The sequence below is a fragment of the Pseudomaricurvus sp. HS19 genome (genome assembly GCF_009857815.1).
Classification (GTDB): Bacteria; Pseudomonadota; Gammaproteobacteria; order Pseudomonadales; family Cellvibrionaceae; genus Pseudomaricurvus.
This window is the reverse complement of the sequence record NZ_WVVW01000001.1, coordinates 934,448-952,844: the sequence shown is the minus strand read 5'-3', so window position 1 is coordinate 952,844 and position 18,397 is coordinate 934,448. Positions and strand designations below refer to the sequence as shown.

At 58.9% G+C, this 18,397-nt stretch carries 16 protein-coding genes and 1 tRNA gene; 12 read left to right on the top strand and 5 right to left on the bottom strand.

Annotated elements, in window-relative coordinates:
• The first annotated feature begins 120 nt into the window (after positions 1-120).
• Positions 121-1,128 (top strand): tryptophan--tRNA ligase, encoded by a 1,008-nt coding sequence (locus GSF27_RS04220; protein ID WP_160966013.1) that lies wholly within the window; start codon positions 121-123, stop codon positions 1,126-1,128.
• A gap of 75 nt (positions 1,129-1,203) precedes the next feature.
• On the opposite strand, the gene bioA is transcribed toward GSF27_RS04220, so the two are convergent.
• Complete coding sequence (gene bioA / locus GSF27_RS04215; RefSeq protein WP_237457344.1) at positions 1,204-2,523, bottom strand: adenosylmethionine--8-amino-7-oxononanoate transaminase; 1,320 nt, start codon at positions 2,521-2,523, stop codon at positions 1,204-1,206.
• 168 nt (positions 2,524-2,691) lie between these two features.
• On the opposite strand from bioA, the gene ttcA reads away from it, so the two are divergent.
• From ttcA to GSF27_RS04200, 3 genes are all read left to right on the top strand, one after another.
• On the top strand, positions 2,692-3,624 hold the full coding sequence (ttcA, locus tag GSF27_RS04210; RefSeq protein WP_160966011.1) for a tRNA 2-thiocytidine(32) synthetase TtcA: 933 nt from the start codon (positions 2,692-2,694) through the stop codon (positions 3,622-3,624).
• Positions 3,625-3,664: 40 nt separating this feature from the next.
• Positions 3,665-4,174 (top strand): macro domain-containing protein, encoded by a 510-nt coding sequence (locus GSF27_RS04205; protein WP_160966009.1) that lies wholly within the window; start codon positions 3,665-3,667, stop codon positions 4,172-4,174.
• 161 nt (positions 4,175-4,335) lie between these two features.
• Positions 4,336-6,774: a bifunctional diguanylate cyclase/phosphodiesterase gene (locus GSF27_RS04200; RefSeq protein WP_160966007.1), complete on the top strand. Its 2,439-nt coding sequence runs from the start codon at positions 4,336-4,338 to the stop codon at positions 6,772-6,774.
• A gap of 25 nt (positions 6,775-6,799) precedes the next feature.
• Here GSF27_RS04200 and GSF27_RS04195 read toward each other — a convergent pair whose 3' ends face one another.
• Positions 6,800-7,525 (bottom strand): 16S rRNA (uracil(1498)-N(3))-methyltransferase, encoded by a 726-nt coding sequence (locus GSF27_RS04195; protein ID WP_160966005.1) that lies wholly within the window; start codon positions 7,523-7,525, stop codon positions 6,800-6,802.
• 129 nt (positions 7,526-7,654) lie between these two features.
• Between GSF27_RS04195 and GSF27_RS04190 the strand changes: the two genes are divergently transcribed.
• Positions 7,655-7,731, top strand: a tRNA-Arg gene (locus tag GSF27_RS04190).
• 123 nt (positions 7,732-7,854) lie between these two features.
• Here GSF27_RS04190 and GSF27_RS04185 read toward each other — a convergent pair.
• Complete coding sequence (locus GSF27_RS04185) at positions 7,855-8,025, bottom strand: PA3496 family putative envelope integrity protein (protein ID WP_160966003.1); 171 nt, start codon at positions 8,023-8,025, stop codon at positions 7,855-7,857.
• Between the two features lie 423 nt (positions 8,026-8,448).
• Here GSF27_RS04185 and GSF27_RS04180 point away from each other — a divergent pair, with 423 nt between their 5' ends.
• The 6 genes from GSF27_RS04180 to GSF27_RS04155 all read left to right on the top strand — a co-directional run bounded on the left by GSF27_RS04180 (position 8,449) and on the right by GSF27_RS04155 (position 13,753).
• Positions 8,449-8,754, top strand: a complete 306-nt coding sequence (locus GSF27_RS04180; RefSeq protein WP_160966001.1) for an STAS domain-containing protein — start codon at positions 8,449-8,451, stop codon at positions 8,752-8,754.
• 35 nt (positions 8,755-8,789) lie between these two features.
• Positions 8,790-10,496 carry a fused response regulator/phosphatase gene (locus GSF27_RS04175; protein ID WP_160965999.1) on the top strand — a complete coding sequence of 569 codons (1,707 nt, stop codon included), beginning with the start codon at positions 8,790-8,792 and terminating at the stop codon, positions 10,494-10,496.
• Positions 10,497-10,582: 86 nt separating this feature from the next.
• On the top strand, positions 10,583-10,918 hold the full coding sequence (locus GSF27_RS04170; RefSeq protein ID WP_160965997.1) for an Hpt domain-containing protein: 336 nt from the start codon (positions 10,583-10,585) through the stop codon (positions 10,916-10,918).
• Between the two features lie 255 nt (positions 10,919-11,173).
• A complete protein-coding gene (locus GSF27_RS04165) occupies positions 11,174-11,557 on the top strand; it encodes a rhodanese-like domain-containing protein (protein ID WP_202410262.1) in 384 nt (127 codons plus the stop codon).
• Positions 11,558-11,688: 131 nt separating this feature from the next.
• Positions 11,689-12,534 carry a MoxR family ATPase gene (locus GSF27_RS04160; RefSeq protein ID WP_160965995.1) on the top strand — a complete coding sequence of 282 codons (846 nt, stop codon included), beginning with the start codon at positions 11,689-11,691 and terminating at the stop codon, positions 12,532-12,534.
• 43 nt (positions 12,535-12,577) lie between these two features.
• Entirely contained in the window at positions 12,578-13,753 is a 1,176-nt protein-coding gene (locus tag GSF27_RS04155; protein WP_160965993.1) for a VWA domain-containing protein, read from the top strand.
• Between the two features lie 239 nt (positions 13,754-13,992).
• On the opposite strand, the gene GSF27_RS04150 is transcribed toward GSF27_RS04155, so the two are convergent.
• Entirely contained in the window at positions 13,993-14,568 is a 576-nt protein-coding gene (locus GSF27_RS04150) for an alkylphosphonate utilization protein (protein WP_160965991.1), read from the bottom strand.
• Positions 14,569-14,754: 186 nt separating this feature from the next.
• On the opposite strand from GSF27_RS04150, the gene uvrB reads away from it, so the two are divergent.
• Positions 14,755-16,758 (top strand): excinuclease ABC subunit UvrB, encoded by a 2,004-nt coding sequence (uvrB, locus tag GSF27_RS04145; protein WP_160965989.1) that lies wholly within the window; start codon positions 14,755-14,757, stop codon positions 16,756-16,758.
• Positions 16,759-16,790: 32 nt separating this feature from the next.
• On the opposite strand, the gene GSF27_RS04140 is transcribed toward uvrB, so the two are convergent.
• Positions 16,791-18,194, bottom strand: a complete 1,404-nt coding sequence (locus GSF27_RS04140) for a succinylglutamate desuccinylase/aspartoacylase family protein (RefSeq protein WP_237457343.1) — start codon at positions 18,192-18,194, stop codon at positions 16,791-16,793.
• Positions 18,195-18,397 lie beyond the last annotated feature (203 nt).

The window sequence follows — 18,397 nt, the reverse complement described above, 5'->3', positions numbered from 1 at the left end:
GCAACTGTCTGGCCTGAGCCTGCCGCCCCTTGTATGATACCGCCCTCTGATCACAGACGAATATGACGCGGTAGCCGCAGAGCAGCGGTTACTGTCAGGTAAAGGCTTTTGGAAACAGTTATGGCAAAAACACGGGTACTGACCGGCATTACCACCACAGGCACACCTCATTTGGGCAACTATGTCGGAGCTATCCGGCCTGCCATTGAGGCCAGCCGTCAGCAGGAGAATCTCTCCTTCTATTTTCTGGCGGATTACCACGCCCTGATCAAGTGCCAGGACCCGGAGCAGGTGCATCAGTCCACCCTTGAAATTGCCGCCACCTGGCTGGCGCTGGGGCTGGATACCGACAACGTGGTGTTCTACCGTCAGTCAGATATCCCCGAGATCCCCGAGTTGACCTGGCTGCTCACCTGTCAGGCCGCCAAGGGGCTGATGAACCGCGCCCACGCCTACAAGGCGGCGGTGGACAGCAACCGCGAGGACGGTCAGGACTCCGACTTCGGCATTAACATGGGTCTCTACAGCTACCCGATCCTGATGGCGGCCGACATTCTCATGTTCAATGCCAATAAGGTGCCGGTGGGCAAGGATCAGATCCAGCACATCGAAATGGCCCGTGATATTGCTGCCCGTTTCAACCACCATTACGGCGAGCACTTCGTGCTGCCGGAAGCGGTGGTGGACGAGCATGTGGCTGTGCTGCAGGGTCTGGACGGGCGCAAGATGAGCAAGAGCTACGGCAACACCATCCCGCTGTTCCTCGGCGAAAAGCAGCTCAAAAAGCACATCAACAAAATCAAGACCAACCTGCTGGAGCCGGGCGAGCCTAAAGACCCGGATACCAGTACCGTGTTCCAGATCTGGCAGGCCTTTGCCAGCGCCGAACAGACCGCAGAGATGCGTCAGGCTTTCGCCGACGGTATCGCCTGGGGCGAGGCCAAGAAGCAGCTGTTTGAACTGGTCAATGCCGAACTGGGCGAAGCGCGGGAGCGCTACGAGACGCTGCTGGCCAACCCGGCGCTGATCGAGGAGAAACTGCAGCAGGGCGCCGCCAAGGCGCGGGCATACAGCCAGCCGATGCTGGAAGCGTGCCGTCGCGCGGTGGGGATTCGCCCGCTGGTGTAACAGCTGCGGCGGTCTGCATCGAGGCAATAAAAAACGGGGCTTAACGCCCCGTTTTTTTATGTATCCTGCGCCGGCTCAGGGCTCAAAGCAGCGCGCCGGATCGCTCACCACCCGCACCATGGCGGCGGTCAGTCGTTCCAGCTCCTCTGCGCTCATCACATAGGGTGGCATGACGTACACCAGTTTGCCAAAGGGGCGAATCCACACGCCTTCGTTCACCAGCTCTTGCTGGATGGTGGCCATATGCACCGGCTTCTCCAGTTCCACCACACCGATAGCACCCAGTACCCGCACGTCGCTAACGTGGTCCAGCTCCGAACAGGGGGCCAGGCCTTTGTGCAGGCTGGCCTTAATGTCGTGCACTCGCTGCTGCCAGTCACTCTGCAGTAACAGTCGGGTACTGGCCAGGGCTGTCGCGCAGGCCAGCGGATTGCCCATAAAGGTAGGCCCGTGCATAAACACCCCGGCTTCACCCCGGCAGATGCCGTCGGAGACACGGGTGTTGCAGAGGGTGGCCGCCAGTGTCATATAGCCACCGGTCAATGCCTTGCCCAGGCACAGAATGTCCGGTTCGATGCCAGCGTGTTCGCAGGCGAAGAGGGTGCCGCTGCGGCCAAAGCCGGTGGCGATCTCGTCTGCAATCAGCAGCACATCGTAGTGGTCACAGAGCTCCCGTACCCGCTGCAGGTACTTTGGCGGGTAGAAGCGCATACCGCCGGCGCCTTGCACGATGGGCTCCAGGATGACCGCCGCCAGCTCACCGTGATGTTGGTCCAGGGCCTGCTGCATCTCACTGATGTAGCTCTCATCCCAGGGGGTGTCGTAGCCGGCCACCGGCGCGCTGACAAACAGCTGTTGGGTGAGGTTGTTGCTGAACAGGTGGTGCATACCGGTGACCGGGTCGCACACCGACATGGCACCAAAGGTATCGCCGTGATAGCCGTTGCGCAGGCTCAGCAGGCGCGACTTCTGCGGTTTGCCCTGGCTGTGCCAGTACTGCAGGGCCATTTTCATGGCTACTTCTACCGCCACCGAGCCGGAGTCGCTGAAAAAGACCTTGTTGAGTGATGGCGGGGTGATATCCACCAGTAGCGCCGCCAGTTCTACCGCCGGCTCGTGGGTGAGGCCGCCGAACATGACATGGGACATCTTGCCCAGCTGTGACTGCATGGCGTCATTCAGTACCGGGTGGTTGTAGCCGTGGATGGTGCACCACCAGGAGGCCATGCCATCCAGCAGTTGGCGGCCGTCCGCCAGGGTCAGTGTACAGCCGCTCGCCGAGGCCACCGGATAGACCACAGGGGCGTTGAGGAAGGAGGAGTAGGGGTGCCAGACGTGCTCGCGATCCAGCTTCAGTATCTCGTCGGTGGTGCTCATGGGTACCTCGGTCTGCATTCGGGCCCATTGTAGAGGGCGACTATGCAAACGCAAGCCAAACACACGTCGGGCGGGCGCTGGCTGGTCTGCAGGGCCTGTTGCGACTGGCGCAGGTGGTAGTTTCCCGGGGCGTTCAAAATCCGTACAATAGCGCCCCCTTGAGTCTCGGGTAGAGCAGGTATTGTGGTGACGGAAACAGCGGAAAGAAAGCAGCGGCTGGAGTTCAACAAGTTGCAGAAGCGTTTACGCCGCAACGTGGGCAACGCCATTGTCGATTACAACATGATCGAGGATGGCGATGTGGTGATGGCCTGCATCAGTGGTGGCAAGGACAGCTTTGCCATGCTGGATATCCTGCGCAGCCTGCAGAAGACCGCGCCGATCTCGTTTCAGGTGATTGCGGTTAACCTGGACCAGAAGCAGCCCGGTTTTCCCGAGCATGTGCTGCCGGAGTATTTTGAGTCCATTGATGTCCCTTATTACATCATCGATAAGGACACCTACAGCGTGGTGCGGGAGAAAATCCCGGAGGGTCAGAAGACCTGTGGCCTGTGCTCGCGCCTGCGCCGCGGTACCCTCTACTCCTTTGCCGAGCAGATCGGCGCCACCAAGATGGCCCTGGGCCACCACATGGACGATATTGTCGAGACCCTGTTCCTGAACATGTTTCACGGCAGCCGCCTGAAGGCGATGCCCCCCAAGCTGCGCTCCGATGACCAGCGCAATGTGGTGATCCGCCCGTTGGCCTACTGCCGTGAAGCGGACCTGATTGAATACGCCGACTTCAAACAGTTCCCCATTATTCCCTGTAATCTCTGCGGCTCGCAGGAGAACCTGCAGCGCCAGGCGATCAAGGGCATGCTGCAGGAGTGGGAGAGAAAGGACGTCAGCCGGGTGGAGCGTATCTTCAAGTCCCTGCAGAATGTTGCCCCCAGCCAGCTGGCGGACACCAACCTGTTTGATTTCGCCAACCTGCCCATTGATCGCAGCGGTGAGCGGGCAGAGTATGAATTTGAGGATGCAACTGTGGGTGCGTCCAATATGGCTGCCTCCAATATGACCCCTTCGGCAATTCCTGCCGGTGTACAGATTGTCGAAGCGGTAGAAATTACCGACTGAGGGAAACCTGCCCCGGTGGCCCGGTAAGCGGAGTCGTGTCATGACCATTGACGTTGTAGAAGGTGATATAACCAGCCTGCAGGTCGACGTGGTAGTGAACGCTGCCAATACCCGCCTCGCCGGTGGCGGCGGCGTCGATGGCGCCATACACCGGGCTGCCGGTAGTGCCGATTTGCAGCGGGCCTGTCGTGCTATTGGCGGCTGTCCCACCGGGGAGGTGCGGGTCACCCCGGCCTTCCGGCTGCCGGCACGGGCCATCTATCACACCGTGGGGCCAGTGTGGCAGGGCGGGGCAGCAGGGGAAGAGGCGCTGTTGCGCAGCTGCTACCGTCATTGCCTGCAACAGTTGATCGAGGATCAGCTGCAATCCATTGTCTTTCCTGCCATCAGTTGTGGTGTCTACGGGTTTCCGCCGCAGCTGGCAGTTCCTGTTGCTGTGGCTGAGGCCCGTCGCGCCTTGCGCCAACGCCCCGACCTGGGAGTTATTTTTTGCTGTTTCGACAGTGCCATGGCCGACCTCTACCGCCAGGCCCTCTCCGCCCCGTCCTGAGGCGGCGTAAAAAACCGCATTAATTCATGCGACACTGCTATCAATTGTCGTCGCTCACAGTAAAATGAATGCCAGCGTCGTCCGACCCTTGACTGGCATCCGCAGTGGCAGGAATGGACGGCATAGAGTGAATTGCGGATTGCAGGGTCGGGTTTAAGAGTTTGATCTCACAGCCATTTTCCAGGGGTATCTCGTTCCGATTGGCCAGGGCCGGCGTGGTGCTGGTGCTGGTGCTGGGGGGCGCCCTGACCACGGCACAGCTCTACCTGGATTATCGCGCCCAGCTCTCCACCCTGGACCGGCTTGCGCACCAGGTTCTGCAGGCGGCGGTGCCGCCGGCAACGCGGGCGGTGCACACCCTTGATGGCGACATGTCCGAGGAGGTGGTGGATGGCCTGCTGGCCTACGGCTTTATCACCGACGCCCGTATCCAGGACGAGGTGGGTAACACCCTTGCCCATGGGCAGCAACCTCCCCAGCTTGCCGGACGCTCCTGGCTCGCTTCCTACCTGAAACCGACTTACCGTCACTACATCCAGCATCTGACCCTTCCCGGCTATGGTAACCAGCAGGCCGGTGCCATCTCCTTCAGTGTCGAGGTGCACAGCGCCCTGAATGGCTTCTATGAGCGCTCCGGTGTGGTGATTCTCACCGGCATGTTACGCAACTTGCTGTTGTTGGCGCTGCTGTTGGCGGTGTTTTATTTCCTGCTGACCAGGCCGCTGGTGAGGATGTTGCGGGACATTCAGTCTATAGAGCCCGCTGATCCCGGCCGCCGGCGTATCGCGGTCCCTCATGCCGAGCAGAACGATGAGTTAAGCCAGCTGGCGGGTTCGGCCAACCAGTTGCTGGGGGCCGTGGAGGAGGCGTTCGAAAAGCGTCGTGCCGTGGAGTCCGCCCTGCGGGAGAGCGAGCGGGCCATCCGCCAGATTATCGATGAGCTGCCGGCCATGGTGGCGCTGTGCGAATTTGGTGGCCGTATCGAGTTCGCCAACCAGAATATGGCGATGTTTTTTGGCTATACCCGGGAGGAGCTGACCGGTCTGAATATCTCCCAATTGGGTATGAGTGTTCTGGCGGTTGGCGACGAACAGGGGGTGGGCAAGCTGGTGACCAGCGGGTTCGAGGGCTTTTTCCTCTCCGCAAGCGGCGACAATCACTACCTGCAGGCACAGGCACAGCCGATCCAGTTGCAGGACAAAACCCTGGTGTTGCTGGTGGCTAATGACATTTCCGGCCGCCGCGAGGCGGAAGAGAAGATGGCCCATATGGCCTATCACGATGCCCTCACCGATCTGCCCAATCGGGTACAGCTGGTGGAGCGGCTGGAACAGGAGATGGTGCGCAGCCGTCGCTATCGCTACTACGGCGCCATACTCTTTATCGACCTCGATCACTTCAAAACCATTAACGACTCACTGGGGCATCCGGTGGGCGATCAGCTGCTGCAACAGGTGGCGCAACGCCTCTCTTCCATGGTGCGTGGTGACGACGTGGTGGCACGCCTGAGTGGTGACGAGTTTGTGGTGGTACTGACACGCCTGGACAGTGAGCGGGAGACTGCGGCCCTGCAGGCCGGTGAGGTGGCAGAAAAAATTCGCCTCAGCCTCGGCGACCCTTATCCCTACGAGGACATACAGCTGCACGTCTCCTGCAGTATCGGCGTGGTGCTCTTCTCGGACGAGGAAACCTCCGTGCACGAGCTGCTGCGCTTTGCCGATACCGCCATGTATCAATCCAAGGAGAAGGGTCGCGACGCCATCGAGTTTTTTAATACCGACATGGCAGACCGGGTAGCCTCGCAATTGCGCATGCAGGGCGAGTTGCACCAGGCACTGGAAGAGCAGCAGTTCCGCCTCTACTGGCAGCCGCGCATCAACGTGGATGATGGCCGCATCGAAGGCGCGGAAGCACTGTTGCGCTGGCAGCATCCCCAGCGTGGCCTGATCGAGCCGGGGGAGTTTCTCCCCGTGCTGGAAGCGTCGGGTCTGATGGTGGATGTGGGGCAGTGGGTGATTGCCGAAGGCTGCGCCCAGGTGCGCGCGCTGGTGCAAAACGGGCTCTGGGTGCCGGGCATGAAGCTCAGTCTCAACCTGAGTCCCCGGCAGTTCCGTTGCCAGACGTTTGTGGAGGAGGTCTCGGCGGTGCTTGATGCGGCTCAATTGCCGCCAGGTGCCATTGATCTGGAGGTGACCGAAGGGGTGGTGATCCAGAATATTGATGAAGCGATTGGCATTATGCAGCGCCTCAGGGGGCTTGGCATCAGCTTCTCACTGGATGACTTTGGCACCGGCTACTCCTCCATCAGCTACCTCAAGCGCCTGCCGGTCTCCAGTCTCAAGATCGACAGCAGTTTTGTGCGCGATGTCGTGGATGACAACAGCGACCGCATCCTGGTGGAGACCATCATCACCATGGGGCAGCTGCTGGGCCTGAAAGTGGTGGCCGAGGGGGTGGAGGACAGGATGCAACTGGATGTCCTGCGAGCCTATGGCTGCGACAGCTACCAGGGTAATTATTTCAGCGAACCGGTACCGCTGGCCGAGTTTGAAAAACTGTTGGCGATCTCCGCGCCGGGTGCAATGGCAGCCCGCAATTGATGGCCGCTGCCGGCGTGGCCTCGCGTCAGATGGGAAACAGTTTTGCCAGCAGTACCGGTACCGCAGTTTCAACCCGCAGAATTCTCGGCCCCAGGTGAATGGGCGCGCATCCGGCGTCTGTCAGTTTGTTCACTTCATACTCGATAAAACCACCCTCCGGGCCAATTACCAACAAGGTATCCTGCTGTGCTGCAGGGGGGCAGGGCAGGGCGTTGCGGGGGTGGGCAAGTAAAGCCCGTCGCCCCTTGCATAGGTGGGGTAACTCATCTTCGACAAAGGGTTTAAAGCGTTTCACCAGTCGCACTTCCGGTAGCAGTGTGTCCACCCCCTGTTCCAGTCCCAGCAGCAGCTGTTCCCGGATTTGATGCTCCTGTAACCAGGGGGATTGCCAGTAACTTTTCTCAACCCGGTAGCTGTTGATAAAGGTCAGTTGCTTTACGCCCATGGTGGCGATGGTTTGCAGGATGCGCTTCACCATCTTGGGCCGAGGCAGGGCCACGATCAGGTGCAGCGGCAATGGCGGGGGCGGTTGGCTGTGGAGCCTGACCTGCAATTGCACGGAGGTGTTGTCGCAGGCAACGACCTCCGCCTCCCCAACTTGCCCATTGAGCAAGCCTGTGCGCACCTGGTCGCCAACCGTCACACCGTTGACCGTGAGCAGGTGTCTGGCCCTGCGGTCGCAAAGGGTGACAACGTCCGGGGGGAGTTGAGGGTCACTAAAATCGGTGGGGTGCAGGATCAGCAGGTTCATCAGTCAGGGTTACGGTACAGGTCGTGCGGGATGCGTGGTTCGGGTTGAGGAACGGATGGTAACTGTTTAGAATTTCACGCCATTCTAGCACGGACCGCTGATGTCGGTGTGTCTGGAAGAGGTCATCTGCCACCCTTAGCTCAGCTGGATAGAGCGTCCCCCTCCTAAGGGGAAGGTCACAAGTTCGAATCTTGTAGGGTGGGCCATTTACCGTTGCGTCGGGTGCTGGAATCCCCAGGGCCGGGCGTGATCTCTCTGCCATTCAGGCAGGAACAAAAAAGCCCGGCAACGCCGGGCTTTTTTGTTTGCCGCAGGGCGGCGTTTGTTGGTCAGCAGTACTCGAAATCAAATTCCTTGAGTTCTTTTGCCAGTTTCATCTCCTCAAGTCGGTCTTCGAGGCGGCGGCGTGTATCAGGGGTTTGTGATGAAGAACGGTCACGGGATTCGCGACGCTTGCGGGGGGTGCTGGTCTTGCTGTTGCTGGCTGCGGCACTGCTCATATCGAATTTCCTCCATGTCGATACTTAGGCGATGATTCTTATTATGATGTCTACCAGTGGCTGACGACAAAATACCCTGTGCCTGTTTAACAGGTCAAGACTGATTGTGTCCGGAATTGTGAATTTGCCGTGAATTTACTGTTACGGGCAAGAACTGCTGCCGTCACCTCTGCTTACAGGCTTGGGCCACTCCTGTATTCGGGCCTGCAAAGGGCGCTAATCGGCCCTGGCAGCTACCCGAAAAGGGGTGTTTGGGGTATGGTTGGCAGCTGGAGTCTTATGCTTCAAGACCCACAGAGGAAATACCCGACGCCAATCCGGGAGAGGCGGAGGTGTTAGCTGGCCCTATAACGATAGTAATAATGACAGTGGCTCTGCACAGGGCCGGGCCGGGCGCAGTAGGTGCAGATATTGAGGAGAGACATGGCAATACAGGCAAGTTTGTCAACGGATTGCGATGAGCTGATCATCGCCATTGATGGGCGCTTTGACTTCAGCTCCCATCAGGACTTCAGAAGCAGCTATGAATCACTTAAGGTAAGGCCTGCCCGCTATCGGGTCGACCTGGAAGGGACAACCTATCTGGACAGTTCGGCGTTGGGGATGTTGTTATTGCTGCGGGATCATGCCGGTGGCAGCAGCGCAAGGATAGAGATCGTCAACTGCAACCCGGAAGTGCGGAAAATTCTCAACATCTCCAACTTTGAGCAGTTGTTCGAGATTACCTGATGCTTGAGGGGTTCTTCCTGCAGGACTGAGGCGCTATGGATTCGCAGCAACCTCTCAGAATTCTCATTGCCGATGATACGGATTCGGATCGCCTGATCCTCGAGTCTATCGTACGGCGGGAGGGTCACGTACCTGTCAGTGTTGCTGATGGCCGGCAGGCTGTGGAGGCGTTTCTGGAGCAGCGCCCGGATCTGGTGTTGATGGATGCCCTGATGCCGGTGATGGACGGCTTTGAGGCGGCCGAGTTGATCAAGGCCCGGGCTGGCGACGAGCTGGTTCCCATCATCTTTCTCACCTCACTTTCCGATACCGAATCCCTGGTTCGATGCCTGGAAGCGGGCGGGGACGATTTTATTTCCAAACCCTACAACCGTGTGATCCTGCAAGCCAAGATCAAGGCATTTATGCGCATGCGGGATATGCACCGCGTTGTGCAGCAGCAGCGCGACCAGATCTCCCTGCACAACCGGCAGCTGTTGCAGGAGCAGGAGGTTGCGAAAAAGGTTTTCGATAACATCGCCCATACCGGCTGCCTGGATGCGCCCAATGTCAAATATCGCCTGTCTCCACTGGCGATCTTTAACGGCGATGTCATTGTAGCGGCGATCCGGCCCTCCGGTAGCATGATGGTCCTGTTGGGTGATTTTACCGGTCATGGGTTACCGGCAGCGGTGGGTGCCATGCCGCTGGCCAACTGTTTCTACGGCATGGTGAAGAAGGGCTTCGCCATGGTGGATATTCTGCGGGAAATCAACCAGAAGCTTAAGCAGACCCTGCCGCTTGGCGTGTTCTGTTGTGCAACAATGGTAGAACTAAACTTCAACAGTCACCGGGCCAGGATCTGGAATGGCGGCTTGCCGGATTGTGTGCTCTACCGTCAGAGGGATGGATCCTTGCAGCCGTTCCGCTCCAGTCACCTGCCGCTGGGGATACTGGATGATTCCGCCTTCAAGGATGACTGTCTGCATGTGGACATGGCACTGGGGGATAAAATATACCTTTGGTCAGATGGCATTATCGAAGCCCGAAACAAGTCCGGTGAAATGTTCGGTGAGGAGCGCTTGCTGGAAATTTTCCGGGAGGCAAACGACGGCGAGGCCATCTTTCACCGTATCCTGGACGCTGTTGATACTTATTGCGGTGGTGAACGCAACGACGACCTCTCCCTGATCGAACTCACCATGACAGAGCAGGCGTCGGTGGTATCCCCCCGGGAAGAGCCTCGTGAGCACCGTTACAGCGGCTTGCAGGAGTGGGCCTTGTCGCTGCGACTGGAGCCGTCCACCCTGCGACTTTTTGATCCCCTGCCACTGCTGCTCAGTATTCTGGTGGAGGTGCCCGGGCTCAGCAGCTACAGCGGCAGGCTGTACACGCTGCTGGCGGAACTCTACACCAACGCGCTGGAACACGGGGTATTGCAACTTGATTCCTCACTGAAAGGGACATCGGCGGGGTTTGCCGAGTATTACCGGCAGCGCCAGCAGCGCCTTGCGGAGCTGGCTGCAGGCCATGTGGATATCCGCCTGCGGCACAAGTTGCTGGGGAACGGTGGTGAGCTTACGATTATCGTAGAGGACTCGGGCCCCGGTTTTGATTATTTACAATTGCGCCCGCTTTGCCCAGGTGCCGATCAGTTCAGTGGTCGTGGTCTGGGCCTGATCCGGCAGCTGTCCCATGCGGTAGAGTACCGTGGCAATGGCAGTGAAGTGGAAGTGGTGTTTCAGTGGGACGCCAATGACTGAGTGCGAGTGCCACTGCTGGCGCTGGCAGGTGCCGGTTTTGCTGTTGTTCTGTTTGCCTTCTACAACCCATAACAAAAGAAGCCGCTATGAGTGACGCCGTTGATGAAAACACCCTGACGATGTTGAAGGAGGTCATGGAGGATGACTTTGGCAAGTTGATCGATGCCTACCTGGATGACTGCAGTCGCAAGATGCCGCAACTGCCGCTATTGCTGGAGTCCAGGGACTTTGAGCAGCTGCGTCGTATGGCCCACAGCCTGAAAGGTGCCAGCAGCAATTTCGGCGCCCACGCACTCACTGAACTCTGCCTGCAGATAGAACTGGCAGCCAAGGCAGGTGAAGAGACCGGGCTGGAGGCTTTGGTTCGGGCAGCAGGCGCCGAACAGCAGCGGGTCGCGGATGCGCTGGCCGCGCATCGCTAGATCCCGACAAGCCGGCCGGGCGTCGCCTGCCTGCCTTTAAGAAGTAGCCGTCTCGCGCTCGTCAGTCTCTAAGTCCAAAATGCACTAATATCGCCCTCCTGCAACCACTACACTGATCAGACCCCCGTCAGAAAATGACATCAGGCTGTTCACAGCCTGACTGTTTTTGTCTGCGCCAGTGTGAGCGCAAGGAGTCGGAGTGTGTGTGGTTGTCGGAGTGTTCCCGCTTTTTTACTACTACTGTTGATGTGCGCCGTGGCTTCCGCTGATGAGGCTCCGCTGGCTGTGACCGGAGCGACAACCATTACGGTTCCGCAAGCACGTTACCTCTATGAGCGTGGTGCGGTATTTGTCGATGTACGCTCACGGGAGGATTGGCAGGCGGGACATATTCGTGGTGCCTTGCACCTGGATTTTCGCAACGATTTCGACCTTCTGCAGTCGATAACCAGCATCAAGGCAGATACTCCCCTGGTACTTTACTGCGAAAGCCGGCACTGCCTGCGCAGCGCTTACGCCTCGCTGGTCTCCGTGCTCTGGGGTTATCAGCACGTCTACTACTTCCGTGACGGCTATTTCGCCTGGATGCTGCAGGATTACCCCATGACCTTCCGGACCGTTGCCGGAACCCTGAACTGATCCCCGGCAACCCAAGGCATCCACCCCGCCAACTTGTCCAATTTGCCCGCTATTTGAGCCGGGCTACTGCCCGTTGTCCGCCGCTGACTGTGGTAAACTGCCGCCCATAGTCCAATCGGAGAGCGGTTTTCATGAAGTTTGAAGGTACTGACAGTTACGTCGCCACAGAAGATCTGAGTATGGCCGTCAATGCGGCTGTGGTGTTGCAGCGCCCGCTGCTGGTAAAAGGTGAGCCGGGCACCGGCAAGACCATGCTGGCGGAGCAGGTTGCCGGGGCCATGGGCAAACGCCTGATCCAGTGGCACATCAAATCCACCACCAAGGCGCAGCAGGGGCTCTACGAGTACGATGCTGTTTCCCGCCTGCGGGATTCCCAGCTGGGTAACGACAAGGTCCACGATATCCGCAACTACCTGAAAAAAGGCAAGCTCTGGGAAGCCTTCGAGTCCGAAGAACAGGTGGTGCTGCTGATCGACGAGATCGACAAGGCCGATATCGAGTTCCCCAATGACCTGCTGGTGGAGCTGGATAAGATGGAGTTCTTTGTCTATGAGACCGGTGAGGTGATCAAGGCCAAACACCGTCCTATCGTTATCATTACCAGTAACAACGAGAAGGAGCTGCCAGACGCCTTCCTGCGCCGCTGTTTCTTCCACTACATCAGTTTCCCCGATCGGGAGACCATGAAGCAGATCATTGATGTGCATTTCCCCACCATCAAAAAAGAGCTGGTCAGTGATGCCCTGGATGTCTTCTTTGATGTGCGCGATATCCCGGCACTGAAGAAAAAGCCCTCCACGTCTGAACTGGTGGATTGGCTGAAGTTGTTGATGGCAGATGATATTCCGGAAGAGGTTCTGCAGAACGGCGATGCCCGCCAGGCCATTCCGCCACTCTACGGTGCGCTGCTGAAAAATGAGCAGGATGTGCAGCTGCTGGAGCGGCTGGCGTTCATGACCCGTCGTAGCCAATCCTGAGGGGAAAGGGTTTGACTCACTCTGTTGCAGGAGCCACGTCATCATGTTGGTGAACTTTTTTTACGGCTTGCGCAAGGCGGGGGTTCCGGTCACCGTCAAGGAGCTGCTGGTGTTGCTGGAGGCGATGGAGAATCACCTGGCCTTTGGCAGCGTCGACGAATTCTACCTGTTGGCGCGGGTGTGCCTGGTCAAGGACGAAAAATACTTTGACCGCTTCGACCAGGCTTTCGGCGCCTACTTCAAGGGGCTGGAGTCCCTGGAAGGCATTATTAAGGCGCTGATCCCGGATGAATGGATCCGGGCCGAGTTTATGAAGAGCCTCTCCGAGGAGGAGAAGGCAAAAATTCAATCCCTCGGTGGCCTGGACAAGCTGATCGAGGAGTTCAAGAAGCGTCTCGAAGAGCAGAAGAAGCGCCATCAGGGCGGCAACCGCTGGATTGGTACCGGTGGCACCTCGCCCTTTGGTAACAGTGGCTATAACCCGGAAGGGATCCGCGTCGGTGGCGAGGGAGGCAATCGCTCGGCCGCCAAGGTTTGGGAAAAACGCGAATTTAAAAACCTCTCCGACGACGTGGAGCTGGGTACCCGCAATATCAAGATGGCCCTGCGCAAGCTGCGCAAGTTTGCCCGCACCGGCGCCCATGAGGAGCTGGATCTGGATAACACCATCCGCTCCACCGCCAATAACGCCGGTTTTCTCGATATCAAGATGGTGCCCGAGCGCCATAATGCGGTGAAGATTCTGTTGTTCTTTGACGTCGGCGGTTCCATGGATCCCTACGTTTCCTTGTGCGAAGAGATGTTTTCCGCCTGCCGGACCGAGTTCAAGCACATGGAGTATTTTTACTTCCATAACTTCATTTATGAAAACGTGTGGAAGGACAATCGCCGCCGCTACGAGCAGAATCTGCCGCTCTACGATGTACTGCATACCTATGGCAAGGACTACAAGGTGATCTTTATCGGTGATGCCTCCATGTCACCCTACGAGATCTCGGCACCCTATGGCAGTGTGGAGTACATGAATGAGGAGCCGGGCTATGTGTGGATGGAGCGCCTGACCCATACCTTTGAAAAGGTTATCTGGTTCAATCCGGTGTCCGAGCGTTACTGGGACCATACCCGCAGTATCAATATGACCCGGGAGTTAATGGATGGTCATATGTACCCGCTGACGCTCGAGGGGTTGGAAGAGGGCATTCGCTACCTCACCCGCTAGTCATTACCTTTACAAGCAAAATACGGGGCCCAATTTAGCCCCGTCATTGCGAGGAGCGTTGTTCAGCGCCCAAAGTAGGGGCCTTAAGCCACGAAGCAATCCATGTTTGGTACGGAGCTGTGTAGATTGTGCTGCACATGGATCGCCACGCTGCGCTCGCGATGACGGCATCGGGCCTTGTCTAAAGCATGGCCGGCTTTGTCAGTCGGCACTGTTTGTGTTGTCGCTGTTAGGTACTGTCAGGACTTCTTCACGTAACAAGAGAGGATCACAATACGCTGGCCGTTGACCCGGCCTTCAATGTGTTCCGGGTTGCTGGTCAGGGAGATGCCGCGCACCGCGGTGCCACGCTTGGCGGTCATGCTGGTACCCTTGACGTCCAGATCCTTGATGATAGTGACGGTGTCACCGGCTTCCAGGATGGCGCCGTTGCTGTCCCGGGTGGGTTCCGGGGCGTTGGCGGCCTCGCGCTCCAGCGCTTCTGCCCACTGGCGGTTGTCGTCGTCCAGGTAGAGCATATCCTGCAGGTCCTGCGCCCAGGCCTCGCCCTGGCGGGCCAGTTTGCCGAGCATACGCCAGGCCACAACCTGTACGGCAGGTACCTGACTCCACATGCTGTCGTTGAGGCAGCGCCAGTAGTTGGGGTTGCTGATCACTTCAGCGCCGAGCTCCGACAGGCAGCTATCGCACACCGCAACGGCCTGATCGACACTGCCGTCAGAGGGCTCAACCGCAAAGGCGGCCAGCGGGCCTCCGGCGCCACAGAGTTCACATTGGTTATTGGCTCTTGTCTGCAGGGAGGTATCGATACTCATGGCTGGCTGTCTTTCCGCTTGTGAATGAGGGCCGCATTGTACTGCAATCAGGCCTGAATCCCACACTGATCGTGTGTTTTTTCCCGGCAGTGGTGCCACCTTAGCCGTACGCGGTTGCCGGTCACGGGCAGACATGCCAACATTCACGGTTGTTCCCGTTTCTCCCAGTTGTAGCCGAGTTGTAGCATGAGCAAGCCTTTTCAAGTCGTCAGCCAGTTCCAGCCCTCCGGGGACCAGCCCACTGCCATCAAAGGCCTGGTTCAGGGGATTGAGGCGGGCCTGGCCCACCAGACGCTGTTGGGGGTAACCGGCTCGGGCAAAACCTTCACCATCGCCAATGTGATTGCGCAGGTACAGCGCCCAACCATGATTATGGCGCCCAACAAGACCCTGGCGGCGCAGCTGTATGGTGAGTTCAAGGAGTTCTTTCCCAACAACTCCGTGGAGTATTTCGTCTCCTACTACGACTACTACCAGCCGGAAGCCTATGTGCCGGCGTCGGATACCTTTATCGAGAAAGACGCCTCCATCAATGAGCACATTGAGCAGATGCGGCTCTCCGCCACCAAGGCGCTGATGGAGCGACGCGACGCTATTGTGGTGGCGACGGTGTCCGCCATCTACGGCCTGGGTGACCCGGACTCCTACCTGAAAATGCTGTTGCACCTGGTGCGCGGCGACCAGATTGACCAGCGTCAGGTGTTACGCCGGCTGGCGGAGCTGCAGTACACCCGCAACGACGTGGATTTCCACCGGGGCACCTATCGGGTCCGGGGTGATGTGATCGATATCTTCCCGGCAGACTCGGATCGCGAGGCCCTGCGGGTGGAATTGTTTGATGAAGAGGTGGAGCGGCTGTCGCTGTTTGACCCTCTCACCGGTGAGGTGCTGCAGAACCTGGCCCGCTATACCATTTACCCCAAGTCCCATTACGTGACGCCGCGGCAGACCATCCTTGATGCCATTGAGCATATCAAGGAGGAGCTGAAGGAGCGGCTGGAGCAGCTGCGCTCGCTGGACAAACTGGTGGAGGCCCAGCGCCTGGAGCAGAGGGTTAAATACGACCTGGAGATGATGCAGGAGCTGGGTTACTGCAACGGCATCGAAAACTACTCCCGCTACCTCTCCGGTCGTGGGCCCGGCGAGCCGCCCCCCACGCTGTTTGACTACCTGCCCGCCGATGCCTTGCTGGTAATCGATGAGTCCCACGTCGGTGTACCGCAGATCGGCGGCATGTATCGCGGCGACCGTTCGCGCAAGGAGACGCTGGTGGAGTACGGGTTCCGCCTGCCGTCGGCGCTGGATAACCGTCCGCTGCGTTTTGATGAGTGGGAGCGGCTGGCGCCACAGATGATCTTTGTTTCCGCCACGCCTGGTCCCTATGAGGCGGAGCATCAGGGTCAGGTGGTGGAGCAGGTGGTCAGGCCCACCGGTCTGGTGGATCCCGAAGTTGAGGTGCGTCCGGCCGGTTCACAGGTGGATGACGCATTGTCGGAGATCCGCAAGCGGGTAGAGGTGGATGAGCGGGTGTTGATCACCGTGCTCACCAAGCGCATGGCGGAAGACCTCACCGACTACCTCACCGAACATGGTGTGCGGGTGCGCTACCTGCACTCGGATATCGACACGGTGGAGCGGGTAGAGATTATCCGCGACCTGCGTCTGGGCGAGTTCGATGTACTGGTGGGTATTAACCTGCTGCGCGAAGGCCTGGATATGCCTGAGGTTTCACTGGTGGCAATCTTTGACGCCGATAAAGAGGGCTTCCTGCGCTCCGACCGCTCCCTGATCCAGACCATTGGTCGTGCCGCCCGTAACGTTAACGGCAAAGCGATCCTCTACGCCGATAAGGTGACCGGCTCCATGCGCCGGGCACTGGATGAGACCGAGCGCCGTCGCGCCAAGCAGGTGGCTCACAACGAGGCCCATGGCATTACCCCGCAAGGCATCCGCAAAAACATCACCGATATCCTGGAGGGCACCCATGTGCCCGGTGCCAAGGGCCGGCGCGGGCAGAAAGTGGCCGAGTCCACTGCAGATTACGGTACCGACCTGGCCAGTGGCGATGTCTGGAAACAGGTGGCAGCTCTGGAAGAGAAGATGTTCGAAGCGGCGAAAAACCTGGAGTTTGAAACTGCCGCCAGGCTGCGGGACCAGATTGCCCAGCTCAAGGCGGGGCATCAGGAATAGCATGGAAGCAGGGGGCTAACCCCCTGCACTGATCACTCGGTATCCAGCTCTACGTCTGTGCTGCTCTCGCTGGCTGTAGCAGCCGGTCGCGCATCTGCCACGCTGTCGGTGCCGGGTGCAGGACTCTCAACGGCCACCGGGGGTGCGCGCTTGGCAGACTCCTTGGCAACATGGAAAGCGGCGAAACCGGGCAGCACAACCTGATCCAGGGCTTTGCCGATAATACGGCCGTTATAGGGCGAGTAGATGTTGCTCTTGACGTTGGTGATGGGGTCTGTGACCACACCCAGTAATTCCCCTTTTTCCACTCGCTCGCCCAGCTTGGCGTGGCCCAGCAAAATCCCGCCATGATCGGCACGAACCCACTCGGATTTGTAGTAGACCGGCTCCGGATCGCCCCAGATACGGAAGCGCTCGATCATGCCCATCTTGCTCATCAGCGTGTTGATGCCGTTGACGCCGTGCTTCACCGATTTCTCCTGCAGGCGCATGGATTCACCGGCTTCCAGTGTGGCAGCAGGGATTCCGGCCTCCACGGCGGCGCGGCGCAGGGTGCCTTTGGTTCCCTGGCTCTCCAGTACCACCGTGGCGCCGAAGCTCTGGGTCAGCTCCAGTACTTTGGGAACGCTGAGGTCAGCGCGAACCTGGGGCAGGTTGGTCCGCTGGAAAGAGCCGGTGTGGATATCCACCAGCGCGTCACAGTGCTTGACCACCTCATTGAAAAACGAATAGGCGATACGGTCGGCAGAGCTGCCGCGGGGATTGCCGGGGAAGTAGCGGTTCAGGTCGCGGCGATCCGGCAGGTAGCGGGAGCTGCTGTGGAAGCCCTGCAGGTTAACAATGGGCACACCGATTACGGTACCGGACAGCTCCTGCGGGTCGAGGTTGTACATCACCCGGCGGATAATCTCGATGCCGTTCAGTTCATCGCCGTGGATGGCACCAGTCAGGCACAGGGTAGGGCCGGCCTGGGCGCCGTTCACAATCAGTACCGGAGTCGGTGTGGCAATACCTTCCAGGGTCTGGCTGGGTGACCAGGAGAGGCGGGTGGTGGTGGCCGGGGGGACTTCGGTATTGAGGATCAGCAGGGGTTGGGGCTGGTTGGCTTCCACAGGTGTGTCGCTGGCGACAGAGTCTGTGGCGTCGTCACCTGCCGGGACCTGCTCTGCCACTTCAGGCGGACGTTCCTTGGCCACAAACGAGGGCTCGGGGGAGCGCTCGGTAACCGGTTCATCCAGGGGTACACTTTTCGCTTGCGCAGGGCGGTTACTGTCGCTGGCGTTCACCTGCGCGTCGCCGCTGGCGGCGGCTGCTACTGCGGCGATGGCCGGCAGCTCGGTCGCTGCCACGGTCTCTTCCGCAAGGGTGGACTGGGTGCCGGCACAGCCGGCAAGGATTACACCGAGCATTGCTGCCCGGGACACATTCAATCTCAAAACTCTACTCCTGGTTGCCGGTCTCAGGCTCCCGGCATTATCGCTGTGGACTGTTGCAATTCCTTGAAAGCGTAAGGTTTTTGCCTGGCCCAATACGCTCATTGTAGTCGTTTACAGGGGCTCAGACAGTAGGCAAAAAGATTAGTGCCGCGCCAATCGATGAATGACCGATGATCTGGTTCGCAATCTGTGCAGAGAAGGGG